This is a genomic window from Govania unica (assembly GCF_027920805.1).
Lineage (GTDB): Bacteria > Pseudomonadota > Alphaproteobacteria > Sphingomonadales > Govanellaceae > Govanella > Govanella unica.
Map to the genome: position 1 here is coordinate 535,781 of NZ_JANWOI010000001.1, position 26,322 is coordinate 562,102.

Annotated in this window: 17 protein-coding genes; 7 read left to right on the forward strand and 10 right to left on the reverse strand. The window is 57.1% G+C overall.

The features are described from left to right. The first annotated feature begins 63 nt into the window (after positions 1-63). Positions 64-1,290 (forward strand): hypothetical protein, encoded by a 1,227-nt coding sequence (locus NYP16_RS02435; RefSeq protein WP_274942521.1) that lies wholly within the window; start codon positions 64-66, stop codon positions 1,288-1,290. 23 nt (positions 1,291-1,313) lie between these two features. Here the strand turns inward: NYP16_RS02435 and NYP16_RS02440 are convergent, their stop codons facing one another. From NYP16_RS02440 to NYP16_RS02455, 4 genes are all read right to left on the reverse strand, one after another. Continuing rightward, complete coding sequence (locus tag NYP16_RS02440) at positions 1,314-2,768, reverse strand: alkaline phosphatase (protein ID WP_274942522.1); 1,455 nt, start codon at positions 2,766-2,768, stop codon at positions 1,314-1,316. Between the two features lie 4 nt (positions 2,769-2,772). Beyond that, positions 2,773-4,335 carry a sodium/sugar symporter gene (locus NYP16_RS02445; protein ID WP_274942989.1) on the reverse strand — a complete coding sequence of 521 codons (1,563 nt, stop codon included), beginning with the start codon at positions 4,333-4,335 and terminating at the stop codon, positions 2,773-2,775. A 33-nt stretch (positions 4,336-4,368) separates the two neighbouring features. After that, a complete protein-coding gene (locus NYP16_RS02450; RefSeq protein ID WP_274942523.1) occupies positions 4,369-5,340 on the reverse strand; it encodes a glycerophosphodiester phosphodiesterase family protein in 972 nt (323 codons plus the stop codon). Positions 5,341-5,438: 98 nt separating this feature from the next. After that, on the reverse strand, positions 5,439-7,718 hold the full coding sequence (locus NYP16_RS02455; protein WP_274942524.1) for a TonB-dependent receptor: 2,280 nt from the start codon (positions 7,716-7,718) through the stop codon (positions 5,439-5,441). Between the two features lie 283 nt (positions 7,719-8,001). Between NYP16_RS02455 and NYP16_RS02460 the strand changes: the two genes are divergently transcribed. The 3 genes from NYP16_RS02460 to NYP16_RS02470 all read left to right on the forward strand — a co-directional run bounded on the left by NYP16_RS02460 (position 8,002) and on the right by NYP16_RS02470 (position 11,863). After that, positions 8,002-9,156: an ROK family transcriptional regulator gene (locus NYP16_RS02460; protein WP_274942525.1), complete on the forward strand. Its 1,155-nt coding sequence runs from the start codon at positions 8,002-8,004 to the stop codon at positions 9,154-9,156. Then, positions 9,156-10,490 (forward strand): MFS transporter, encoded by a 1,335-nt coding sequence (locus NYP16_RS02465; RefSeq protein WP_274942526.1) that lies wholly within the window; start codon positions 9,156-9,158, stop codon positions 10,488-10,490. The genes NYP16_RS02460 and NYP16_RS02465 overlap by 1 nt, the downstream gene beginning before the upstream one ends. A gap of 512 nt (positions 10,491-11,002) precedes the next feature. Next, positions 11,003-11,863, forward strand: a complete 861-nt coding sequence (locus NYP16_RS02470; RefSeq protein ID WP_274942527.1) for a PEPxxWA-CTERM sorting domain-containing protein — start codon at positions 11,003-11,005, stop codon at positions 11,861-11,863. A gap of 48 nt (positions 11,864-11,911) precedes the next feature. Here NYP16_RS02470 and NYP16_RS02475 read toward each other — a convergent pair whose 3' ends face one another. From NYP16_RS02475 to NYP16_RS02485, 3 genes are read right to left on the reverse strand one after another with little or no spacing between them, the layout of a single operon-like run. Next, positions 11,912-13,132, reverse strand: coding sequence for a metal-dependent hydrolase family protein (locus tag NYP16_RS02475; RefSeq protein ID WP_274942528.1), 1,221 nt, complete (start codon positions 13,130-13,132; stop codon positions 11,912-11,914). 16 nt (positions 13,133-13,148) lie between these two features. Further along, positions 13,149-14,246: a DUF917 domain-containing protein gene (locus NYP16_RS02480; protein ID WP_274942529.1), complete on the reverse strand. Its 1,098-nt coding sequence runs from the start codon at positions 14,244-14,246 to the stop codon at positions 13,149-13,151. 11 nt (positions 14,247-14,257) lie between these two features. Further along, a complete protein-coding gene (locus NYP16_RS02485) occupies positions 14,258-15,838 on the reverse strand; it encodes a hydantoinase/oxoprolinase family protein (RefSeq protein ID WP_274942530.1) in 1,581 nt (526 codons plus the stop codon). A gap of 273 nt (positions 15,839-16,111) precedes the next feature. Between NYP16_RS02485 and NYP16_RS02490 the strand changes: the two genes are divergently transcribed. Beyond that, positions 16,112-16,537, forward strand: a complete 426-nt coding sequence (locus NYP16_RS02490; protein WP_274942531.1) for a c-type cytochrome — start codon at positions 16,112-16,114, stop codon at positions 16,535-16,537. A 392-nt stretch (positions 16,538-16,929) separates the two neighbouring features. Beyond that, positions 16,930-19,191 carry a TonB-dependent receptor gene (locus NYP16_RS02495; protein WP_274942532.1) on the forward strand — a complete coding sequence of 754 codons (2,262 nt, stop codon included), beginning with the start codon at positions 16,930-16,932 and terminating at the stop codon, positions 19,189-19,191. Between the two features lie 72 nt (positions 19,192-19,263). Here the strand turns inward: NYP16_RS02495 and NYP16_RS02500 are convergent, their stop codons facing one another. Next, positions 19,264-20,625: a flavin monoamine oxidase family protein gene (locus tag NYP16_RS02500; protein WP_274942533.1), complete on the reverse strand. Its 1,362-nt coding sequence runs from the start codon at positions 20,623-20,625 to the stop codon at positions 19,264-19,266. A gap of 359 nt (positions 20,626-20,984) precedes the next feature. Here NYP16_RS02500 and NYP16_RS02505 point away from each other — a divergent pair, with 359 nt between their 5' ends. Next, a complete protein-coding gene (locus NYP16_RS02505) occupies positions 20,985-23,609 on the forward strand; it encodes a M1 family metallopeptidase (protein WP_274942534.1) in 2,625 nt (874 codons plus the stop codon). Positions 23,610-23,670: 61 nt separating this feature from the next. Here NYP16_RS02505 and NYP16_RS02510 read toward each other — a convergent pair whose 3' ends face one another. Then, positions 23,671-24,978 (reverse strand): metal-dependent hydrolase family protein, encoded by a 1,308-nt coding sequence (locus NYP16_RS02510; protein WP_274942535.1) that lies wholly within the window; start codon positions 24,976-24,978, stop codon positions 23,671-23,673. Between the two features lie 23 nt (positions 24,979-25,001). Next, entirely contained in the window at positions 25,002-26,318 is a 1,317-nt protein-coding gene (locus NYP16_RS02515; protein ID WP_429913134.1) for a metal-dependent hydrolase family protein, read from the reverse strand. Between the last annotated feature and the right edge of the window lie 4 nt (positions 26,319-26,322).

Here is a 26,322-nt window from a genome sequence, read left to right on the forward strand (position 1 = left end):
ACGTCATTCTACGGATGCCTGAAGTATTCATAGAATGAACACCAGAGAAAATGGAGCGCGGCAATGATCCGGCTGGAAGACGATGATTCGACTGAGCAGAATGACGCCAGAGAAGATATAATCTTTATTCCCGTGGCCTCTAATCTGGGCCGCTTTCGCCCCGCAAATCTCAGTGGGGAAAATACAACGATCAGCCTTCATCCCGTTTATGACAATCCCGAAGATACTCTGAAAAATATCGCAACCCATGGCGTCACCGAGAATGATCCTCTCATTGCTCACGCTGTCGGATCGGGGACTTACTTTAAACGGATCGGGGCGGAGGTCTTGATCTACAGCTGCTCTTACGGCGGCGTTGGCATCATCAGCGGTCTTTTCATTCGCTTTCTCGGCGTTCATCCCCTGGTCGGCATGGTGAGCGGCAATGCGCTCTCTGTTTTTTCCAATGAATTCGGCCGCGTTCTATTCACCAGCCTAATCAATCCCCATGGGGAGAAGTTTTATACGTCGCAAGATTCCGGGCGATTTTCAACATTGAAGCAATATCTTGGACATCCCTTGTCCACGGTCCTGACCAGCACGCTTGGCGGTGGCGTAACCTCCCTGTTTGGCAGCACCAATCTTGGCACGCGCCAAATGATCGTCTCTTGCACCGCTCAGGCCGGTGGCATGACCACTTATGCGGTGCAAACTCTATTCAGAAAATGTCTGGGCGGATCCATCGTCATCAATCCGCCGAAGGACTGGAAGAGAGAGGCCAAGGCCTATTTCAGCACGGAAACAAACCCTGCAACCAGCCGCCCTTATGTCGTGGGCAACGGGGTCAATGTGCTGACGCGCCTGACCGGCATGCTCATTGCCAATTTCGGCACCTGGTATACGGGGCTCTATGACCTTGAAAATTTCTGCGGCCCCACGGGTGGGGAAATCTTGCGCAACATGAATGGCACCTATACGGGTGACGACGTACGCAAATATTGTATTGGCGGCCAATCCACTTTCCTGTTCCGCGACTGGTCGCTTGCCTGTGTTGGATTGATCGGTTTCCTTGTTATCCAGCCGATGCTGACAAAAGTTCTCAACGCGCTTTGGGATTGCTTCTTTGTTTCGGAAGAAAATGGGGAGAGCGTCAGCATTGAGGAGGTTCAGAATGTCCTCAGCGATGATGATGAGGCCAGGTATGAAGCCTTCCTCAATTCTCTGGAGGAGAGTAATGACGAGGACCAGAGTGTCGAGCTGGATGAAATATCCAGATCGGACAGCAGCGGTTCATCTGATGAGACCGACTGATCCATAAAACAGATGATCTGGGCTTATGGCGTTCGCCAACCATAGGCATGTGACATGATGTGATAGATCACATTCTGTTCGATCACCCCGTCCGCCAGATGGGACCAGGGCCCGGCCGCATAGAGGGGCACATCCTCGCCGCCATGGGTTTCAGCAGAATTGGTGGCATTTGCAAAGTGATCCGCAGTCGGGATCAGTGCCTGCTGTTTGGCGTTCGCTGCGGTCGAGGGCGCGGGCCTCGGGCCTGTCACTGCCCCCGGGCCATTATAATAGCCAAGTGTCGTGAATGGCTGGCCATCCAGCGCGAGTGCAGGCACGTCCAGCGGATCGCCATGCTCGTCATTTTCCGTGACGAGACCAAGGATCGGATTGCCCCGTGTCGGATAGCCCGCCATGGTGAAGCTATGACTGTGATCCGCAGTGACCAGGATCAGGGTATCTTTGAGGTCGACCTTGTCAAAGGCGGTCTGTATGGCCTTTGAAAACTCCTGAACTTCCAGCAGCGCTTTTCCGGCCACACCTTCATGATGCGCCTGATCGATGCGTCCGCCTTCTACCATCAGGAAATAACCCTGCTTGGTGTGCGACAGGATCTCGATCGCTTTCGCCGTCATCTCCGACAAGGTTGGCTCGGTGGTTTGCGCCGTCCGGTCCTGCATATAGGCCATGTGCGATTTATTAAACAGCCCGAGCACATGCCCGGCCTTTGCGGGGTCAAGTGCGGCAAGCGCTGTCCGGTCGGCGATCAGTCGCCCATCCGGAAATCTGCTGCGCCAGCTGCTGAGCAAGCTGGCGTCAAACTTTCCGCGGCCACCGCCGAGAGCAACCGCGATCCCGGGCCCAGGTGAAAATTCGATCAATTGCTGCGCGATCGATTTGCAGCCTTGCTGCAGGGCATCAGGTGGCAGATCGTCCGCCCCTTCCCATTCGCGGTCTGCCGAATGGGCATAAACCGCCGCAGGCGTGGCATGGGTGATGCGGGTCGTTGTCACAACGCCAATCGCCTTGCCTTGTGTCGCTGCCCGTTCGGCAAAGGTCGGCACGGAATTGGCCAGGGCTTCGCTGCAATTGGCCCGATGTGCCGCAGCCGTGATGCCAAGCACGCCGGCGCGGGTTTTTACGCCGGTATTCATGGCGCTGGCCGTGCCGGCGGAATCTGGAACCTGCTGATTGCTGTTATAGGTCTTCACCAGCGCTGTATGCGGAAAATTCTCGAACGACAGAGCATTTTCTTCGCCCTGTCCGCCGCGTGACTGACCATCGAAAATGCGCCCTGCCGTCACCGTGGTGACACCCATGCCGTCGCCGATAAAGAGAATGATATTCTTCGCTTTCCGGGTGTTGGGCTTGACAGCAAGCCGCGCCTTCACCGTCGCTGTGCCCGCCGCGAACCAGACGTCCGGCTCATCAGCTTGAGCGGTTCCGCAGGATAAAGCAAAGGCCAGGATGAAGGCCGGAAGGACAAAGCGCGTAACCATCAGATCACCACCATGTTGTGTAAAGCGCGGTCAGCACCAAAACCGTACTCAGGGCCGCGAAGTTATAGCCTGAGGAGGTTTGGAAATTGATGTCCTTGATGTTGGTGTGGCGCACGCCGCCGTCTGTTTTGTCGGCGAGGGAAATTGTAACCGCAAGCGCGAGGCACGCGAGGAAAACAAGGCCGACCCGATCCATGAATGGCAGCTCCGGCCACCAGATCTTGCAGATGGCCGACAGCACGGCCGATCCGATAGCCGCTGCAAGGCCGCCCTTCGCCGTGGCATGTTTCCAGAACAGGCCGAGCAGAAAGAGGACAACGATGCCGGGGGTGAAGAAACCAGTGAATTCCTGAATGAACTGGAACGCCTGATCGAATCCCGACAGCAGAGGCTTGGTCACGATCACGGCCAGCGTGATGGACAGCAGCGTCATGGAGCGCCCGATCTTGACCAGGTTCTGTTCTTCCGTTTGCGGTTTGAAATGGCGGTACAGATCCATGGTGAAGATGGTCGAAATCGAATTCATCAAGGATCCAAGCGCGCTCACGATCGCTGCGATCAGGGCGGCAAACACCAGACCCTTGATCCCCGACGGCACCAGTTTCATCATTTCCGGATAGGCAAGATCCGGGGCCCCGAGATCGGGCGCGATCACAGCTGCTGCAATCCCTGGAAGCACCACGAAAATTGGCATCAGAAGCTTGAGGAAGACTGCAAGAACGACGCCCTTTTGCGCTTCCTTGACGGACTTCGCGCCGAGTGCGCGCTGGATGATATCCTGATTGCAGCCCCAGTATGAAATATTCATGACCCACATGCCGCCAAGCAACACCGAGAGCCCCGGCAGGCTGATATAATTCGGATCATCCGGCGACAGGATCATATGGAATTTTTCCGGCGCGCGATGCGTCAATTCGATGAAGCCGGCAATCGGCCCCGCTCCGCCGCTGATGTGATCCAGCGCGAGCCAGGTGATGATCAGACCGCCCATGACCAGCAAAGCCACTTGAACGACCGCAGTGAGGGCTACCGCCTTCAACCCGCCATAGAGCGAATAAGCCGCCGCAAGCGCACCGAGCAAAACCAGACTGTAGACCACATCCACCCCGCTGACGGCATGGATCGCCAGAGCACCAAGCCACAGAATTGAGGTCAGGTTAACGAACACATAAACGCCGAGCCAAAAAATGGCCATGACCATGCGCACCGAATGCCCGTAGCGGCGTTCGAGATATTGCGGCATGGTGTAGATGCCTTCGCGCAGAAAGATTGGCAGAAAATATTTGCCGACGATGATCAGCGTGATGGCCGCCATCCATTCGTAACTGGCAATGGCCAGGCCGATGGCAAAACCCGAGCCCGACATGCCGATGATCTGTTCGGCAGAAATATTCGCGGCGATCAGTGATGTCCCAACTGCCCACCAGGGCAACGACTTGCTAGCCAGGAAATAATCCTTGCTGTCTTTTTTATGCCCCTTTTTATCGCGACTGACCCATTGCGCCACGGCAATGATCGCGATCGCATAAATGCTGATGATGACGATGTCGATCGTTGCAAGTTGCATCACTTATCCCCCCCTTGACCGGTCTTGGCCGCCCTAGTCCTTGTGCAGATTTGGAGCGCGTAGATTTTGGGCGCGCAGATAGGCCAGCAGCCCGCGCGGATCGTCGGTCTGGATCATATTGACCCCTTTTGTCGCGAGGTATCCCCAGTTTGCATCGGGGTCCTGCTTTGCCCCGGCGTCGGTTGTCTGTGCGGCCAAGCCTTCCCACATGGTGTTGACCCACAGCCGATAGCCATTGTCGACCACATCCCGGGCATTTTTTTCGAGATAATCGGGACTGTCATAAACCACTTCAAACGCGACCGGCCGATAGGCTTTATAAAGAGGAAGCTGCGACTGGATGCTGCCGAAGCTTTCTTTCACCACGGGCATGAAATAAGCATCTTTGAACTTGGCCAGGTCTTGTGGCGGGACATCCGTGCCTTTGAACAGAATGCCGTCGGTCCAGCCCAGTTCGCGAACTTGCGCGAGCGCGCGCAGCAAGCTCGGCCCCTTGGCATCGAGATTGACAAAAACCTTCCCCCGGGCCGCGCTCAAGGCTTCCTCAAGCGTCGGAATTCTATGCGTGGTCAGGGCAGCACCTTCGCCGCCCTCGGCTTCCTTGAGATAAAGTGCCTTCAGTTGCGCTAGTGTCAGATCCTGCACCAGGCCCTGGCCATTGGTCGTCCGGTCCACGGTATCGTCATGCATGATGACAAGATGGCCGTCCGAGCTGATATGCACATCGATCTCGACCATGTCGACACCGATGCGGGCGCATGCCTCGATCGCCGCGACGGAATTTTCCGGTGCTTCCCGCCAGCAGGCGCGATGTGCGATGACCATCACATCATTCGCTTTTGGCGTGACAAGACGATGCCCGATCGCCTTGATCCGAGACTGCGTGTGGCTGGAAGATACGGGGCTTGTGGGAGTTGGTTTGGCGTTCTCCGCATGAGCTAAGCCAATACCGCAGGCCGAAATCAACATGGCAACGCACCAGATTTCTTTGGTCTTCAACGTCATGATTATGTCCTTACCTTAAACCAGGGCGGGCACCAATTCCGGCCCTGGTTTTCAGTTGTCTGTCAGTCTTTTTCGGCGGCGGCGAGGCTGCTAGATAATCAGAAGTTCTTGTGAAGATTGACGCCAAAATACCGGCGGTCATCTCGGGGAACAAATCGCACCAGGCCGCTGCCAAAGGTTTGCAGATACGGCGAGTAAGACTTGTTGGTGATGTTCTTGATGAGGAAATTCGCCGCCCAGCCATCTTGGGTTTCAAGGCCGATGGTTGCATTCCAGATTGCATAGGGCTGCTGGATGGTATCCAGCGTCTGGTTGAGGCTGTACTGAATCTTGGTCTGCCAGTTGATGTCGGTGCCGAGGTTCAATGTCAGGCTATCGGTCAGCGGTTGGGCGTAATTCGCCCGCAGACTGCTGCGCCAGGTAGGTGCGAACGGCAAAGTTCTGCCATTGATCTGGCACGATGCCGCCGTCCCGACGGGACACTTGAATTCATCGACTCGCGCCTTGGTGTAAGCAAGCGCCCAGGTCAGTGTCAGTTCTTCCGTCGGCCGCGCCGTCATTTCAGCTTCGACGCCACGGGTCGAGACCTTGCCCGCGTTGATCAGGCGCGTGACCTGCGAGCCATTATAGATGTCAAAGAACGGCACCTGATAATTCTTGAGCTTGTCGAGATAGGCATCGATGTTGAATATGACCGCGCCGCCAAACAGCTTGGATTTCAGGCCGATTTCAAAGGCATTGGAGGTTTCCGGCTTCAACACCCCGGTATCCTGGGGCAGCATGCTGAAGGCGAGGTTATAAGCCGCACCCTTGTAGCCACGGGCATAGGTGAAATAGGTCATGGCATCCGGCGTGACATCGAACTGTAGGCCAAGACGGCTGGAATAATCCGTATGCTTGTTCTTGCCCGTGCTGCTGAAGCTGGTCTGAATCCCCGCGACTGGCGTCGGGGATGTGGACACGCGCGCGAAGTCATAGTCGATTTTATCCTGCATCACGCGCACACCGGCGGTGGCCCGGAACTTGTCCGTAAAATGGACATTGCCTTCACCAAAGGCCGCATAGCTGCTGTTGGTGACGCCAAAATTGGCGATGCCGGTATAGGTGGTCGATGTGGTGCCGCTCACGACTGTGGTGTCGCGGCGATAGGTTTCCTCATCCTTGCCATGGAAATAAAACAGGCCGACCACATAATCGATAAACTGATCCTGGGGCGAGGCGAGCCGCAGTTCCTGCGAGATCTGGTGGAACTTGAGGTCGCCGCGGTCATGCTGCTGCGGGAACGCTGCGAGGGGGCCCGGCAACCGGTCCTGATCCTGGAACTGGAGATTCGTCCATTGCCGGTAAGCGGTGATCGAGGTCAGGGTGTGACCGGCGAAATCATAGTCGATCTGCCCCGAGAAACCGTAGTTCTTGTCCTTGGCATGGGTAAAGAAGTTGCTGTTGATTTCACGATTGTCGAGGCTCGCGACAACTGGCCGCAGCGCAGTTGCAAATGCTGCATAGTTGTTCACCACGCCGGTTGGAAAGACGGTCAGCGAGGTCTGGGCGACGACGCCCTGCGGGGTCGTATCCTTGGTATGCATATAGTCGGCGGACAGCAGGATCCGCAGATCGTCATTCGGCGTGAACAGCAACTTGGCACGGCCGCCATAGCGGGTGTAACCATTGACGGTCGAGCCATCGAAGACATTGGTGACATTGCCCTGATAATCGCCATAAAGCGCCGTTACAGAGCCCGCGAGCTTATCTTCCACAAGACCGCCCGAAATGCCGCCCTGCACGCGATATTCATTGCCACGATTATAATAGGCGGCGTCGATAAAGCCGGTCAGGTCCTGGGTCGGCCGCTTGGTGATGATATTAAGCACCCCGGCCGAGGAGTTCTTGCCAAATAGAGTTCCCTGAGGCCCGCGCAGCACTTCAATGCTGTCGATATCCATGAGGTCGAGCGTCGCCTGGCCCTGGCGGGCCATCACCACGCCGTCGATGACGGTCGAAGTCGACGGCTCGACGCCCGGCGAGGTGGAGATGGTGCCGATGCCACGCAGGAACAGCGCCTGGTCCTTGTTGGACGCGGCGGTGCGGAAATTGAGCGACGGAATCTGGGTCGACACATCGCGCAGGTTGTTCAGGTTGGCGGATAACATCACATCGCCGGAAATGACCGAAACTGCGATCGGTACCTTTTGCAGCGGTTCGGCGCGCCGGGTTGCCGTCACCATGACCTCTTCGATCATGACCCGCCCATCAGTCGCCGGAGCGGCCATGGCGCAAGGGGCGGCGAAGCCGGACAGGGCAACGCTTGCGAGCAGAAAAGGCTTCAGATTTTTTGTCAGTTGATAGGACAGCGGATGTTTGGGTGCATGAAATGTCATAATACGATCCCCCCTCAGGATTCAGATTAAAGCCCAGCAAATACAATCAGGCCACTCCCAAAGCAGAAATCTCACCGATATTAACACTTAAGGCGTGAGATATGAGCCTGATTGAAATTTATTTCCCTATATTTCACTTATTATGTGTATATTTTGTGACAAGATAGCGCGTTTTCAGCAAAAAGCTAGAATTTTATACACATCATGTGTATTTTTCGGCCGCTCCCATTGCGCTGGAACGTTTCAAGCTGCACGAAAATTTTCTAATTATATGAGAATTAACATGAATTCTAAGCTCGCTGAAAACAACAGGCCGCCCAGCGCGCCCCTACCCGAACTGACACGCAGTGAACGACGGATTCTCGGCCTTCTGTTTCGGCGCGGTCCTTTGACTCAGGCGATTCTCTCTGAAGCCACCGATCTGACCCAGCAATCGGTGTCCCGACTGGTGAGCAAGCTTCTGGATGCTGGGATGCTGGAGCCGAGCACGCGCATCGCCAGCGGCCGCCGCGGCTATCCAAGTGCGACGGTGAAGATCGCGCCCGAATTCACCTATACCTTCGGCATCTCGATCATGGCGGACGCCGGCTCCATCGCGGTGATGGATTTCTCGGGCCGGATATTGCAGGAACAAAGGCGCGCCTTCTCTCCCATGGACATGACGGCGGTCATCGATTGGGTCAAGGCCACCATCGGCAGCATCCGCGCCAGGCAATTGCCGCAAAACGCGGTCGTCTCCGGTGCAGGCGTCGGCATATCGGGATCCTTCATCGGCCAGGGTGTCGGCTTCAATACGCCCTATGTGCTTGAAGACTGGGCAGGCATTGATTTGGAGGATGTCATGTCGAAGGCCCTCGGTCTGCCGGTCTGGGCCGACAACGATGGCAATGTGGCGGCACTTGGCGAAAGCATGATCGGCGTCGGCCGCTGGGCCCAGAATTTCGCTTATCTCTATATCGCGACCGGCGTCGGCGGTGGCGTCATCCTCGATGGCGAGCTGTGGCGCGGACGGCACGGCAATGCCGGCGAGTTCGCGGGCGGGTTGCCGTCGGACATTTACCCGTTCCCCAACCTCGAACTGCTGCGCCAGCTTGTGACGCGGGACGGACATGTGTTTTCCAATGTGAACGATATGGTCGAGAGTTTCGACATTAGCTGGCCCGCCAACAGCGACTGGATAGCGCGGGTACGCGATTCGCTGTCCATCATTGCCTCAAATGCGACCGCTATCCTTGACCTTGATGCCATCGTGTTCGGCGGCCGCATACCGCGTGCACTGGCAGAAAAAGTGATCGCCCAGATCGAGTTGTTCGACCAGAAGCGGCGCTCCGTTCCGCGCCCGACAGCAAGGCTTGTGCCTTCAGAAGCAAATGGAGATGCCGCCGCCATCGGTGCCGCTCTGCTGCCCCTCACTCATGGCTATTTTGCGAAGCTCTGATGACTGACAACAGTACAAATATCGCAATCGGAGACGACCGGCTCGTCCGTCATACCCTCTATGCCAGCGGGAATTTCGGTAAAAGCTGCCTTGGATCCTTTGTCGAGCTGTTCGCGCTGTTTTACTTGACCGACAGATTGGGTATTCCTGCGGCCATCGCCGGGACGGTCATCTTTATCTCGCTGATCTGGGATGCCATCTGCGATCCCATCATGGGTATTGCTGCGGACCGTCTGCGCGAAAAATTCCCGACCGTGCGGATTTATTTCCTGATCGGAGCGCCGCTGACCGCCGTCACTTTCGTCGGGCTGTTTCAGGCCGAATCGATCGCTGCTGACTATCGTGTTTTTTATATTTTTATCGCCCTCATTCTGTTTCGCTCCGCTTATACGATTGTCGATATTCCCCATAACAGCATGCTGGCGTTCCTCAGCCGGAACAGCCGCGATCGCACCAATATCGCAAGTCTCCGCATCTTTTTCAGCGCCGCCGGACGATTGACCGTTACCCTGGCCATGACGGTGATTTTGAATGATTCCGGCCTCGCCGCGTCGCATGAACAGTTTTCGACTGCGGCCATGATCTTTGCCGCAATCTATCTCGTCGTTATTGCCCTTTGTCTGTTATCCATCTGCAATATTCGCGTCCATGCGGGCGAGCAGAGCGAGCCGCTCGGCTTAGGCGATCTGCTGAAGCGGATCAGGGAGAATGAGTTCCTGATTATCGTCTTCGCGCTGACCGCCGTGACCTCGCTGACCACGCCGATTATCGGCAGTGCCATCGTCTATTACGGCAAATACGGGATTGGGAGTGAAGAGGCGGGCGCGACCGCTCTCGTTATCATGTCGGCCTGTCAGGCGGCGTCTTTGCTGTTCTGGTCCAAGCTGTCAAATCGCATGCGGCAGAAAAAATCAGCGTCACAATACGCGAACGGTCTGCTGGGCCTTGCCATGCTGATCGCCATAGCGGCGCTTGAATCGCGTGAGGTTCTGTATCTTGTCGCCGGACTCGCGGGCTGCGCTATCGGCGGCATATTTATGCTCAACTGGTCCATGCTGCCGGACGCGCTCGACCACGCGCCGGGGCTTTCCGGCAGGCAGTATCATATGAGCATCTTCGGTCTTTACACCCTGACGAACAAAAGCTTTATCGGCCTGTCGCAGGCGGTCACCGGGCTCACACTCGCCGCCTACGGGTACAAGGCCGACAGCCCGAACATGCATGATGTCATGCCAGTCATTCTATCGACGCTGATGGCTTTCCCCCTGCTCGGCGCGATCACCTGCATTGCACTTTTGTCGCGCCACACTCAGGTGCAAAGCCACCGGATCTGAGCCCGGACGGCATCGTACCAATGGGGCCATTTCCAGGGCGTGTCCCAAAATTGTCCGGGGTCGTCCTCCTTGTTCATTCGCCTTGGTGATCAGCCGGCAGTGACGGTGGACGTTCGGGTAGGGGCCCAAATTACACACTGTCAATATACAGTCATTGCCGGGCTTGACCCGGCAATCCATTTTGCCACCGCCCGGTTGGGTGAAGCATGGATTACCGGGTCAAGCCCGGTAATGACAATTGGGAGCTAGTTATAGACGAACAGTACGGAAGCTGAGGCTCCTTCAGATTGAGAAGTCCTCCTTCGGATCAGAGGGAGGTGTATCGCGTGGAGCACAGGTCATTGTTAAAATGATTGCCGAATCAGTTCGTTATTGCGTGCAATCTGACAAATATATAAATTTGAGTTAATTCACTTAAAAGGTCCGTGTCAGCTCCAGTCAAATTGACGATGAAGACGTGCATTTGTGCGTCCATTGGGGGATAGACTATGCGCTCAGCCATGAAATTTCTTATGACTGCTGCCCCTGCTGTTCTTTGTTTTGGCCTCTCGGCCGCCGCCTCGCCAACGTTTACCGCCTATACTCAGCCAACACCGCTTGGCAATCACTGTTCCGGTACTCCCGGGACCAGCATTTCGGATGTGCCTGTGACCGCGAGCGTGTCCTGCGCAGCCCCGGGCGTGGCTGACTCTGCGTCCGCCACGGCAACATACGGGTCCGTGGGTGCGGCGGCATCTGCTGCGGGGTCGGCCAATGGCCTCGGGGAAGCACATTTTAACGATACGGTACGCTTCTCGTCGGCCTCGAACGGCTTGGTGTCGGTTGCAATGTATTTACATCTGAGCGGCAGTTTTGCGGTGGGGATACCCAATGCCGGTGATGTTGAGCAGGCGACGACGACAGCCCGGTTGTATTTTGCAGGACTTGGTCCTTTTGCCATTCAGCTGACGGACGATAAGGGCGTATTAAGTAGTGGTTCCAGCGGGTTCACGATTATAAGCGGCGACCCGAACTCGACAATTATCGATCTTGTCCTGCTCTCACCTTCTATTATGGTTCCCCTCAATCAGGATATCGATTTTACGTTTTACCTTCAGGCGACGGCCCTGACGTTCGGCCCGACGGCGACGGCCTCTGCGAGTTTTTCGAATACCTTTGGTTTTGTCAGCGGGTCCGATGCCTTCCTTTTACCTGAAGGGGTGACGGCGAATGCGGGAACCTATCTCGTCAACAACCGCTTCCTGAATGGCAGTCATGAAAATCCCGATCCGCCGGTGGATGCGGTGCCTGAACCTGCGAGCTGGTCGTTGATGCTCTTTGGGTTCGGACTGCTCGGGTGGGTCAAGCGCCGCCGTTCGCTACTCTCTCTCTAGGGCGCCGGTATAGCTGAAAGCATCAGGCCGCATCGACATCCAGTTACCCTAAATTGTATCCTTGAAAATCTCGCCGCCCTTCATGATGAGCTGGATTTTGTCGTGCTGTTCGAGGATCGCGAGATCATCCAGCGGGTTGCCGTCAATGGCGATCAGATCGGCGAAAGCGCCTTCGGCCACCACGCCAAGTTTTCCGGCCATCATCATCAGTTCGGCATTGATCGAGGTGGCGGATTTCAGGATTTCGAACGGGCTCAGGACCTCACGCCGCAACATGAATTCGCGGGACTGGCGGTCCATCAGTTTGCCCAGGAGATCGCTGCCATGCCCGATCTTGACCCCGGCCTTATGCAAAAGCTCGATGGAGGCGAGGGCGTGGGTTTCGATCTCAGTGATCTTGTCCATGGTGTTTTTCGGAATGCCGAGCGCCGGGCCGTGCAGTTTCAATCCTTCCATGATGGCGAGCGTCGGCACCGCATAGGCATCATGGGCCTTGATCTCAGCCGCCGATTCCGGGGTCATGATGGTGGCATGTTCGATGGACCGCACGCCGTTCCGCACGCAGCGGATGGCGGCTTCCGCCGTATGGGCATGGGCCATCACATAGGTGCGGCGGCTTCGCGCTTCATAGACCGCGGCCTCGATTTCCGATTCATGGAACTGGTTCATCCAGATCGGGTCACTGGGGCTGAAGACGCCGCCGGATATGAACAGTTTGATATGGGTTGCGCCGCGCCGCAATTGTTCGCGCACCACTTTGCGCATTTCGTCCGCGCCATCGGCGATGATCGACAGCGCCCCGCAATAAGCGCAGCCGCACATGGGCTCATGGTCCGGTGCGCGCATGTCGCCATGGCCACCGGTCTGGCTGACGGCGAGCCCGGGAAAGAAGAACCGTGGCCCCTTGATCAGCCCGCGTTCGACCCCAAGCGCAAGCGAAATATCCCCGCCCGCCGCATCGCGCAGGGTGGTAAAGCCGCGTTGCAGGCTATCCTCCAAAATCTTGCGGGCGGTCAAGGCGCGCAAGGAGGTCGGCATGCTGTCGATGGCGCTCACGCTTAAGGCAACGCCATAAGCATGGAAATGCGCGTCGATCAGACCGGGCATGACAAAGCGTCCGCCCATGTCATGACTGTGGGCCACTGCGCTCACGATCGGGCGCTCGGAGATGGCCGCGATCTTGCCGTCTTCGATCAGGATGTCGTGACCGTCCCTGAGCGTCTCGGACAGCCCATCAAAAATCAGGCAGTTTCGCAGGATTTTGGTCATGATCCTTTCCCCCGCCTCAGGCCAAAGATTCAAGCGGCAGAAAATCCTCATTCATGCCGAACTGACGAGGACTGCACACCTTCAAGGCTTTTTCGGTTCTGAGCTCGGGCACGGCGCTATAGCCGATGACTTTGACACGCAAGCCATAATGCAGCATTTCTGCCGTCAGCGGCTCGGCCGTTTCGCGGTCGAGGATACTGATCATGTCGGGCACGATGATGGCTGTTTTGCCATTGCGGCGGGCGGCCAGATATTCATTCTGGATTTCTACCACCATCTTGTCATTGGCGTCGGTCATGCTTTGCAGGCTGACAGCGCCCCAATGCCAGCCGTCGCGGGTTTCATGGGTGACATCGGTGATCTTGCCGTCGAACAGCACGCGGGCATAACGGCCGCGCTTCGGGTCATTGAGATAGGTCATCAGCCCGGAGACGGGGTCTTCGCAGGTCTCCCGCGATTCCCGGATGCAGCGGCCGATTTCCAGCGTCTGAGTGATGGTGTCACGCACCGCCGATTGTTTCATCTGCTTGCCGCTCATGGAATAAAACGATCCAAGCACCATGGCGCCTAGCGTATTGCAGAGCGCCCGCAACATGTCTTCGGCCAGCCGGTCGTTCGGGGTGGTGACCGTCGCCACATTGCCGAGGTCGTCAATCATGACGGTGGGCGTCGCGGTGATGCCGTCGATGCTGAAGGTGGTCATCTCAAGATGCGGGAAGGCGCGCCCCATGCCGTCGCCGTCGATGACCGGAATCCCGGCCCGCGCCCCAAGCGCCAGCGGGAACATGGAATTGGCGCCGCCGATTTCGGCGCTGATCAGGGCGTCGATCTTGCGGCCATAAAAGGCTTCCGCACGGGCGAGCAGATCCAGAAGCGTGCGCTCGCTCACCAGATGCTCCACCAGAACGGTAGGCGCGCCCACACCGGCGATCGAGACCACAAAGGCGTCGTCGGCCACGTCATCCGCCGTGACGATCATCGGGCTGCGGCCTTCTTCAAGCTGCTGCAACAGGAACAGTTCCCCCACATAGGGATCGCCGCCGCCGCCGGTGCCAAGGAACACCGCGCCGCGCGCCATATCTGCAATGTCCTGAGGGGTTTTGATATGTTTCATGGCGGCTCTCCCTATACTGCGGCCCGTTCGCTCATGGCGAACAGGTTGCCGACGGCCCGCACCTTGACTTGCACGGCGTTGGTTTTCATATGCATCATGGGCAATTCGGCGATATCGAGCACCTCGACCGTATCAGGGTCCGCGCCGGCCCGGATGGCGGCATCAATCGCGTCCTGCTTGGCGATTTCCAGCACGGCGAGGCGTCCGCCGTCCTGACCATAGTCATAGAGCTTGTCGACCCGGCCGCTTACCTGGGCGATGGCCGCACCGACCGCGTTTGCAACCTCGGCATATGGGGGCATCAGCACATCGGAGGCCCCGGCCACAGCGCCGGTCACGAGAATGCTGCCGCCGCCGACCATCACCACAGGCACCGGCTTGCTGCTGGTTTTCATCTGATCGACCGCGTCTTCGATACGCAGCCGGATCGCATCCATGACACGGCTGACAAAGTCATCATCAAGATGCGCGACTTTGGCCGGATCGCCGATGCCGGAAAGATCCCGGGCCTTCACCGCCACATCGGTGGTCGTGAGCGTTGGCCCGCCGAATAGCAAGGCTTCCTCGCGAATATGGAAGCCGACCGATTGCGGCCCGACCTCAATGCCACGCTCCTCCTCGCGCACGATGGAGCCGCCGCCCAAAGCAATGGACAGAACATCGGGCATGCGGAAATTGGTGCGCACTCCGCCGATGTAATTGACACCCGTGGTTTCGCGCGGAAAGCCTTTGACCAGAAAGCCGATGTCGGTGGTGGTGCCGCCGATGTCAACCACCACCGCCTCCTGAAGGCCGGTCAGGAACGCCGCGCCACGGATGCTGTTGGTCGGTCCGGCCGAACAGGTGAGGATCGGATAGGCCTCAGCCGCTTCGGTGGTCAGAAGCGTGCCGTCGTTCTGGCTGATATAAAGCGGTGCCGAGATGTTCAGATTTTTGATGGCCTGCACCAGCGACGTCACCACCTCGCGCGAAAACGCCATGAGAGAGGCGTTGATGATGGCGGCGTTTTCACGATCAATGAGGCCGATGCCGCCCACATCCGAAGACAGCGTGATCATGGCGTCTGGAATGATGCCGCGCACAATATCGCGGGCGCGATGTTCAAGATCGGGGCGGATCGGCGCGAAATTGGCCGAAATGGCGATAGCTTTCAGCCCTTTTGCCTTGATATCAAGAGCGGCGGCGGCGATCGCCTCCTCATCCAGCGGAATATAATCCTGCCCCGTATAATAAGCCCCACCCTTGGTCATATAGATATTGGACCCGAGGATGGCCCGGAGATCCTTCGGCCAGGACACCATGGGCGGTACGCCGTCCGTGCGCGGCAGGGAAATGCGGATGATGGCGAGCTCGGACAGGTTCTTCCGTTGCAGGAAGGCATTGACGAACTGCGTGGTGCCGATCATCACCGCCTTGATGGCCGAAGCGGCAAGCCCCGACTGTTGCAGCGTGACCGTCACCGCATCGACGACACCGTCGCCGACGCTTTGGGTGGTCGCTCGCTTGGTCGCGGTCACGACCTCGCGCCCGCGCATGATGACGGCGTCCGTATTGGTCCCGCCGACATCGATTCCCAACCGATAGTCCGTCATGATTTAAGCTCCCGCACTGACCTTACCGTTTGTACGCGCAGAGATTCAGGGTCTGCTTCGGGGCAGAGGGCCGAAACACTTTGCGTGACAGGAGTTATCTTTTCATCCTGTTGGATCCACTTCAAACAATCTAACGGGTAGCTACCCACCAGGCAGGGGCAAGGACTGGCGTTGGATATAATGAGGTTTTCATTGATCAAATATTTTATTATCATAATGTTATGATCAATTATAAGGTCTTGCAAAACCTCCACCCAAAAGACGGATTTCAGCATGTCCCAACGCCACCCTAAAAAACCATTGTTTCTCAAGGCATTGTTGGCCGCGACGGTGTTTCTCATGCAAATGCCCGCAACTGTTGCATTGGCGGAGGAATTGGCGCTATCCCCTGAGGATGCCAAGCGCGGCCAGATTCTTTATGTGCAATGCAAGGCGTGCCACACCTTGAAAGCGGGGGAGCCAAACCGTGTCGGCCCCAATCTTCACGGTATGTTTGGCAGTAAGGCAGCCTATGTGGAGGGTTTCAAATATTCTGAAGCCCTTAAAAATGCTGATCTGGTCTGGACGGTGGAAACCATGGATAAGTGGCTTGAAAAGCCGTCTAATTTAGTGCCAGGCACAAAAATGGCTTATATGGGCATGAAGAAGAAAGACGATCGGGAAAAACTCATTGCCTATTTGAAACAGGAAACCAAGTAGCCTTGTTTCGAACCAATTTCTGAAAATGGCTTTTAGAACCAGGAGGCAGGTTGACTGCCTCCTGGTTCTTTTCTTTAAGTGCGGGTGTGGATATTAAACCTTAGCCTCGGCAGATTATTGCTAATTAGGCACGCATAGCATTTTTTTCTATGCACCCTCTATTTTCATATTGTCATCATAATGTAATGACGATAGAAGTTCAAAACTACATAAAACGATCGATATATATAAAAAAGAAAATTCAGTGGATTACTCCACTCAAATTCTCGCCATGTCCATTTAGGCGCAATTCACTATAAAATTGAGGGGAAAAAATGCTTAAAAATATTAAACGGGAAACGTTGGTCGGCGCGGCTATATGCGCGTTGGTGCCAATGCTATCCCAGACGGCAATGGCGCAATCCGCGGCCATCCACAATCTGGAAGAAATTATCGTTACCGCCAAACAGCGGAGCGAAACCCTGCAGGAAGTGCCGCTTGCCATCACCGTCTTCAACCAGGAGACGATTGACAAGATTGGCATGAAGGATGCGCGTGATCTGGCGCAGTTCACGCCGTCGCTGATCTTTTTCAGCAGTACAGGCCGCAATGATGCAAGTGCGATTATCATGCGCGGTTTGTCGGCCAACACCACTCTTGCCCAGTTCCAGGGCGTCTCGATTTTTATCGATGGCATTCCGGTGAGTGGCCAGCTGAGCAGCCTTGATCTCAGTGAACTTGAGCGCGTAGAGGTTATCAAAGGTCCTCAAAGTGCGACATTTGGTCGTGCGACATATGCCGGCGCCATTGATTTTATTTCGAAAACGCCAGAGTCGAATGATTTTACCGGCCGCGTCCGCGCCGAAATGTCGACTCACCACGGCAGCACCAATTATGATGTAGGTCTCGCTTTCACCACGCCGCTTGTGCAAGACAAGCTGTGGCTGTCCATGAACGCGAGCAGCAAGAAGATCGGGTCGCGATCCGAAATGCCCGATGGTCGTGGCGTTGGCGGTGAAAAGACCGACAGCTTCGGTGTTTCGGCATATTTCAAGCCGACCGACCAGACAAGCTTCAAGCTGCGTGTCGCTTATGATTCCGATCATGACGAAACACCGCTCATCCAGGTCCAGACGCTTCAGGAATGGCAAGCTGCCGGCGTCAATCTCATGCCTGTCATGCCGTTGAATGCCCTCGGTAAGCCAACAGGCACTTTGCCTTGGTTTTACCCGAACGGGTCGATCCCCAACCCCGTTTTCGGGACCACGGGCTGTGATGGGAAAGACCGTGGCCGTCCGTCGGACTGCGGCAATGACCGCAATCGCTGGTTTGTCTCCTTGATTGCCGAACATGAATTCGACAACGGCTATGAATTGAGCTATCGCGGCGGTTATTACAACCAGACGGTTCACAACAGCACCGACTTTACCTATCGTTCAAGTGCCGGGGATCCATTCTTCAGCGTCAATTTCCCGAACCTGGTGCCGACCGCCAAAACCACTGCCAACGTGACCCAGTCACAGGATGAATATCGCAATCATAGCCATCAGATTCGACTGATTTCGCCAGGCAGCAATGCCTTTCGCTGGCGTGTCGGTGGTTTCTATTCCGATGATAAGCGTCATTTCATTCAACATAGCAGCAAGACCACAGCAAACCCGACCGGTCAGCCTTTCGGCGATATGTCGGTCGAGACTTACTCGGTCTTTGGTGGTGCAAGCTATGATTTGACGTCGCGCTTGACGGCAGAAGTCGAAGCCCGTTATCAGATCGAAAACGTGACACTTGAATCTTGCCCGACCTGCACGGTCAATACGCCCGGTTCAAACGAGCGTAGCAAGGCATTCCTGCCGCGCGTCACCGCTCAGTTCAAGGCGAGCGATGATGTCATGATTTATGCGCTCTATTCCTATGGCACAAAGAGCGGCCGCATCAATACCTCGCGCAATGCTGTGACCGGCGAATTCACCTATGTGGATCCTGAAAAACTCGACAACTATGAATTCGGGGTGAAGAGCAATTTATTCGGCGGCCGTGCGCTTCTGAATATTGCAGGCTTCTATCAGAATGTTCGCGATCAGCAATTCTCGACCCAGATTCCGGGCTCTACCAGCGCGGATATTGCAAACGTCGGCAAATCGCGAATTTACGGCTTTGAAGTCGATGCCGCCGCTCAGGTCACCAATAGCTGGTTGCTGACTGGCAATGTTGGTTACGCCAATCATAGATATGATTCCGATTTCCTCCCCGGCTTGCCGACCAATGCCGACGTTCAGGCATTGATCGCTTCGGGGTCGACATTGAAAGGAAAAACCTCGGTCAATCTGCCGCGTTGGACTGCGGCGGCTGCTTCCGAATATAGTTTTCCAGTCGCGTCCTATGAAGGCCGTTTCCGTGTGGATGTCAGTTATCTTGGCGAGCGCTATGGCGATATTGCCAACCTGATTGATCTGAAGCCGGTCACGCGTGTCAATGCCAAGCTTTCAGTTGGCAAAGACGCCTGGGAAATGTCGCTTTTTGTCAAGGACCTGTTTGACAACAAACGTCCTCTCGGTACGACCAGCAATATGTTCAGCTGTCTCTATCCGTCGGCAGGTGGTGCGGGTCAGCGTTGCCTTGCGGTTGCTATTCCGCGCGGCCGTGAACTTGGTGCTAATGTGAATTACCGTTTCTAAGAACAATGGTTATGTAAAAAATCCCGCGTCAGCAATGGCGCGGGATTTTTCTTGACCGAAACATATGGCTGCTTACAGCCGCTCAAGAACCTCGACCGCTGCGCGCTCTCCGGATTCCATTGCACCTTCAAGACCGCTCATCAGAACAGCGGTATGTTCTCCGGCGAAATGCACCCTGCCGGCTTGGTTGGCGGCCACATTGCCAAAGCGGCTGATCTGTCCCGGTGCACGATGGGCAAAAGTCCCGAGGCTGTAGGGGTTTTGGCTCCAGGAAAAAGCCCGCATGAACTCGATGCGGCCAACGGTGCTTGGGCGGATTTCGGCAAGCATGCTTCCAACCCGTGCACTGGCGTCGTCGATCGAAGCCGCGCGTATGGCTTTGTTTCCGGCGCCCGACAAAAACACCCACAGATACGATAGCGACCGATCATCTGAATTCATTTTGAATGCACGGAGATAGGGATTGTTCGACCAGATTGCGGGCGGCAGACCATCGGCCTCCCAATAGGGTTCCTTGATGGCGTAAAATAAAGTTGTAGCATTGCCATAGGGAATTTTCTGAATGGCTTCCTGTTGCAATTTGGGCAGGCCTGGCGTGATTTTGATCGATCGCAGCACAGTCAACGGCAAGCTGCAGATGACGTAGCGCGCTTGAAAGACCTGCCCGTTTCTGCAACGGACTTCGACACCATGCGCAGTGCTGTCGATCGAGACAACCTGTTGACCGGTGCGGACATCGCTTGCGAGCGCTGCGGACATGGCTTCTGGCAGACGGCTCATGCCTCCCTCAAGATAATGGAGGCCGACTGCGGCACCAGAGCTGAACTGTCTGAGTTTCTGACGCCGCAATTCCCACAATGCCGAAACGTCGGACAGGGAATCCGCCAGACTTTCAACTTGCATCAAGCGAATAGCTTCAGGTGAAGTTCCGAGATCGTGAAGATAGCGTTCATAGGAAATATCGAATTTCGCAGCATCCGCACCAAGCCAACTTTCAAGATCCTCAAGCGGATTTCGCCGTTGCATATAATGCGTGGTGAGTTGCGTCGGCAGGAGATCATGCTCTGTCCCGCGCAGAGGATTTGCTGCAGATCGAACCCAATCGCTTGCGGCAATATTGGTGCCATCGATGCGGTAGCTGTAGGTTTGTGACGCCCGTTCGGCCGGATGAAGTTTCAGATTGAGGCGCTCGATCATGGTTTGCACGCGGGCATACATCGCGCCGACCTCTGATCCACCGGCTTCGGGACGGCCCGGGACATCATCTTGCGTGAAAATACGGCCGCCAATGCGATTGCTGGCCTCAAGCACGGTGACCGCTGCGCCGCTTTCCTCGAGGATCATGGCGGCCTGCAAGCCGGACAGCCCGGCTCCGATCACGATCACATCGCTACGATTGGCCGCCCACAACGCGCGGGGCGCTGCCAGGGTCAATAAACCACCGCCAAGCAAGCCAAGTGCACCGCGGCGCGAAATCAAGAACGAGGAAGGTGGATTTGTCGCGCTTGTCGAGACAGGTTTTCTGGTTTGCCTGATGCTCATACTTTCCTCCGCTAGCAAACATTTTCTTAATTGTATTTAGATCATGACCTTATGATAAATATACATTTTGGGGAAATAAAAAAGAGACAACGACTGTTGAAAACTTTCCTGATCACTCAGCCCGAAATCGCATGAATTTTGCCCGAATGCGCACCATTATTGCAAATGCCGGGTGCGCTGAAATCTGCTATGATCCTCAACCTATGCGCGGCCGCGGCCGGACGTTTGGATCTTACGCAGCAGGAGGGCTCATGCTTCGTCTCCCATCATTCGTTTCCTGTCTGGCTTTAACATTGGTCGCAAGTTCGACAGTCGCGGCGCCGTTGCAAACCAGTCAACTGCCGCGCGATATCCGGCCGGATCATTATGATCTGACGCTCACGCCGGACGCGCAAAATCTCAGCTTCACCGGTCAGGTCGGCATTGATTTCGAAGTGCTGACACCGACGCCACGGGTTGTGCTTAATGCGGCGGATCTGGAGATTGTGACGGCGACCCTTGCCGGACGGCGGGGTTTCGCCGCGCCGAAGATCACGCTCGATACGGCGGCACAGACAGCGACCTTTGAATTTACAAAAGCTCTTCCTGTCGGGCGCTATCGCCTCGATATCAGTTACAAGGGCAAGATCGGCACCCAGGCGACGGGGCTTTTCGCGCTGGATTATGACGAGGCGTCCGGCAAGCGCCGCGCGCTTTATACGCAGTTCGAAGACAGTTACGCCCGCTACGTTCTGCCCTCCTGGGATGAGCCGTTCTACAAGGCGACCTTCAGCGTCAAGGCCGATGTACCAGCGGGCGAGATGGCGGTCAGCAATATGCCGGTCGCGTCGGAAACAGCTGAAAAATCCGGGCGCAAGCTTGTGTCCTTCGCCACCTCGCCGAAAATGTCCACCTATCTTCTGTTCTTCGGCCTGGGCGAGTTTGAACGGGCGACCCGTAAGATCCGTAATGTGGAAGTGGGCGTGATTGCCAAAAAGGGCGATATCGACAAGGCGGGCTATGCCCTTGATTCCGCAGCGCAGATTCTGCCCTGGCTCGATGATTATTTTGCCGTGCCTTATCCGCTGCCAAAGCTCGATAACATCGCAGCCCCCGGCCGCAGTCAGTTTTTCAGCGCCATGGAAAACTGGGGCGCCATCTTTACCTTTGAAAATACTTTGCTGTTCGATCCGGCCATTTCAAGCGAAAGCGACAAGCAGCGCATTTTCGTCGTTGAAGCCCATGAGATGGCGCATCAATGGTTCGGCAATCTGGTGACCATGGCCTGGTGGGACGATCTGTGGCTGAACGAAGGCTTCGCCTCCTGGATGGAGGGCCGGGTGACCGAACATTTCCATCCCGAATGGGATCCGGCGCTTGACGCCGTCAACAGCCGCGATGCCGCCATGAGCCTGGATGCCCTCGCGTCAACCCATCCGGTGGTGCAGAAGATCGAAACCGTGGCCCAGATCAGTCAGGCCTTCGACGCGATCACCTACCAGAAGGGCCAGGCGGTGATCGGCATGCTTGAAGCCTATACGGGGACCGAGGCCTGGCGCGCGGGCGTGCGCAAATACATCAAGGCCAACAGCTACGGCAATACGGTCAGCGACGATCTCTGGGCTGCGGTGGAGGCGGCGGCAGGCAAGCCGGTGACCGCAATCGCACATGATTTCACCCTGCAACCGGGGGTGCCGCTGATCCGGGTGGAGAGCGCCGCCTGCAAAAATGGCCAGACCGAACTCATGCTCAGCCAGGGCGAATATACCAAGGACCGGCCGAACAAGACGCCGCTTGGCTGGCATGTGCCGGTGCTCGCGCGCGGTCTTGACGCCGCAACGCCGGTGGCCGCGCTGGTCGTGGGCGGACGGGCCGAGATGACGGTGCCGGGCTGCGCGCCCGTGGTGGTCAATGCCGGACAAAGCGGCTATTACCGCACGCTCTATACGCCGGGGCTGTTCAAGACCCTGGCCGCGAATTTCGCCAGGCTTGCCCCCGCCGATCAGATGGGGCTGCTGAGCGACAGCAGCAATCTCGGGCTGGCGGGCCTACAGCCGCCATCCGATGTGTTCGACCTGCTGCGTGCTATTCCGGCCGATGCCAAGCCCCATGTCTGGAGCCGCGCGGCCAGCCTCGTGCAAAGTTTTTATGATTATGGCGAGGGTAATGCGGGGCAACAGGCGGCGCTGCGCAAGTTCGCCGGACAGTATCTGCGCCCGGTCCTCGACAGGCTTGGCTGGACCCCGCGCGCGGGCGAGCCGGATACGGTGGCTATTTTGCGTGGGGATCTCATCACCACGCTCGGCCGTGTCGGCGATCCGGTGGTGATTGCCGAAGCCCGGCGGCGGTTCGCGGCGCGGGTCAGTGATCCGGCGGCCATCCCACCCTCGCTGCGGCGGACGATTTTGCGGGTGGTGGCGCTCCATGCCGATCAGGCCACCTGGACCGCCATTCATGAGGCTGCCGCCCAGGAAACCTCGGCCCTGATCCGTCCGGAACTTTATAATCTTCTCGCCGTGGCAAAGGACGAGACCCTGACACGGCAAGCCCTCGCACTCGCCATGACCGATGAGCCCGGGGTCACCACCGGCGCCAGCATGATCCGCTGGGCGGCGGCGGAACATCCCGATCTCGTGTTCGACTTCGCCGTAGCCAATAAGGACGCTGTTAATGCCAAGGTCGATGTGTCGGCGCGGACGCGCTTCATTCCGTCGCTTGGTGCCGGGTCATCCGATCCGGCCATGATAGCCAAGCTGCGGAGTTATGGGGAGGCGAACATCCCGGCTGACGCCCAGCAATCGGTCAAGACGGCTATCGCAGCGGTGGCCTACCGCATCGACGTCCGCAAGACCCGCATGCCGGTGATCGCGGCCTGGCTTGCCCGCAACAAGTTTTAAGTCATAAAAAAAACGCCGCCGCTGGGACTGACCGGCGGCGGCGTTTTCTATTTGGAGACTGTTATTCGCTCCAGGCCTTCACGGTCTGGCCGCCCTTCATGACGAATTTGACGTGCTCAAGCTCGGTCACGTCCTTGAGCGGATCGCCACTGACGGCGATGAGATCGGCAAAGCGGCCGCTTTGGACCGAGCCCACACGGTCGCTTGCCCCCAAAAGATCGGCGGCATTGACGGTGGCGGCCTTGATGGCTTCCATTGGCGTCAGTCCGGCCTTTACCAGCAGAATGAACTCACCGGCGTTCTTGCCATGGGGCGACAGCGCCGTGTCTGTGCCAAAGGCGATCTTCACGCCAGCCTTATGCGCCTCGCCAAGTTGACGCAGGGTTTGCGGCGCCACCTGCAGAGCCTTGGCGGCGGAGGACGGGTTCAGCTGCTCCGGATGCAGGCGGGCGACTTCGGACACCACATAGGCCACCTGCAAGGTCGGAACCATATAGGTGCCGTACTGCTTATAAAGCTTGTAGCTTTCCGCATCGCTGTAGGAGCTGTGTTCGATGGAATCGACCCCAAGACGCACGGCGGCATCGATGGCTTTCTTGCCATGGGCATGGGCCGCGACTTTCATGCCAAGCTCATGGGCAGTGTCGACCACTGCCTTGATTTCCTCGTCGGTCATCATCTTGGCGCTCGGATCGTCGCCGATGCTGAGCACGCCGCCGCTTGGCATGATCTTGATGAGGTCGGCGCCCTGCTGATGCAGGCGGCGCACGGCTTTCCGCGCTTCATCGGGGCCGTCGATCACGCCGTCGGTCCAATGGGGATGGGACAGCTCGCTATCCATGCCGTTCCGACCGTCGCTGTGGCCGCCGGTGGGCCCAAGCGCCGCGCCTGCAACCCACATGCGCGGGCCGGGGATGGTCCCTTCATTGATGGCGCGTTTGAGGGCGACGCCGACGCCGGTGTCCGAGCCCACGTCGCGCACGGTGGTGAACCCGGCTTCAAGCGTGCGGCGGGCATATCCGGTGGCACTGATGGCGGAATCGAGATTGCTGTGGGTGACCCGTTCGGCCACCGGGTTCTTGCCCGACGACTGGAAGGTTATATGATCATGCATGTCGATCAGGCCGGGCAGCACGGTCGCCTGCGACAGGTCCACGATCTCGACGCCATCAGGACGCAGGAAGCCCTTTTCCACGCTGATGATACGATCATCCTTGATGATGATGGAGACTTGCGTCTGCGCATCCTTGGAGACCCCGTCGATCAGCCGGCCGGCATGCACGACCACGTCCTTGGCCATGGCGGCGGTTGACAACAGCGCAAGGGCGGTGGCGGACAGCAGGATCTGTTTGGCGGATGGTGTACGCATTGTTTTTACACTCCTGTGGATAGTCAGTTGGCAGGCCAGGACTTGACGGTTTTGCCGCCTTTCATAACGAATTTGACGCGTTCAAGCTCGGTCACGTCGGTGAGGGGATCGCCGCTGACAGCGATGAGATCAGCATAGCGACCGCTTTGGACTGAACCCACACGGTCGCTCGCGCCCAGAAGATCGGCGGCATTTGTGGTTGCGGCCTTGATCGCTTCCATGGGCGTCAGGCCAGCCTTGACCAGCAGCGCGAATTCCTCGGCATTATGACCATGCGGCATGAGGGCGGCGGTATCGGTGCCGAAGGCGATTTTCACGCCGGCCTTATGGGCGTCTCCGGCCATCCGCACCATGCCCGGCGCAACTCGAAGCGCCTTGGCGGCGGCGGAGGGGTTGAACAGTTCAGGATGACTGCGGGCGAGGTCACTGCCATATTTTCCGACCAGCAAGGTCGGCACCAGATAAGTCCCGTATTGTTTATAAAGCTTATAGCTTTCGCCGTCGCTGAAGGTGCTGTGTTCAATGGAATCGACACCCATACGGATAGCGGCATCAATGGCTTTCTTGCCATGGGCATGGGCGGCGACTTTCATGCCAAGCTCATGGGCGGTATCGACCACGGCTTTGATTTCAGCGTCGGTCATCATTTTGGCGTTCGGATCGTCGCCGATGCTGAGCACGCCGCCGCTTGGCATGATTTTGATGAGATCGGTGCCTTGCTGATGCAGACGGCGCACGGTTTTGCGCGCCTCGTCCGGGCCGTCGATCACGCCGTCGCTCCAATGGGGATTTTCAAGCGCCGGATCCATGCCGTTATGGGCATCGCCATGGCCGCCGGTGGGACCAAGGGCGGCGCCCGCGACCCACAGACGCGGGCCTGGGATCGTCCCCTCGTTGATGGCGCGTTTGAGCGCGACGCCGACGCCCGTGCTTGACCCCACGTCGCGCACGCTGGTGAATCCGGCCAGCAGGACGCGATTGACATAGGTCGTGGAGGCGATAGCAGTATCAAGATCGCTGCGGGTGACGCGTTTCACGATCGGGTTGCGGCCGTCAGGCTCAAAGGTCACATGAACATGGGTATCAATGAGCCCGGGCAGAACCGTGGCTTTGGACAGGTCAACAATCTCCGCGCCGTCCGGGCGCAGAAATCCCTGTTCGACGCCGACGATGCGGTCGTCCTTGATAAGGATGGAAACCTGGGATTTCGGGGTATTGGACAGTCCATCGATCAAGCGACCGGCATGGATGACCACATCCTTGGATATGGCCGTGCCGGAAACCAGAGTGGACGCCATAACTGCAAGCGCGGTGAATCTGAGTTTCCGGATCATGGGCATATCC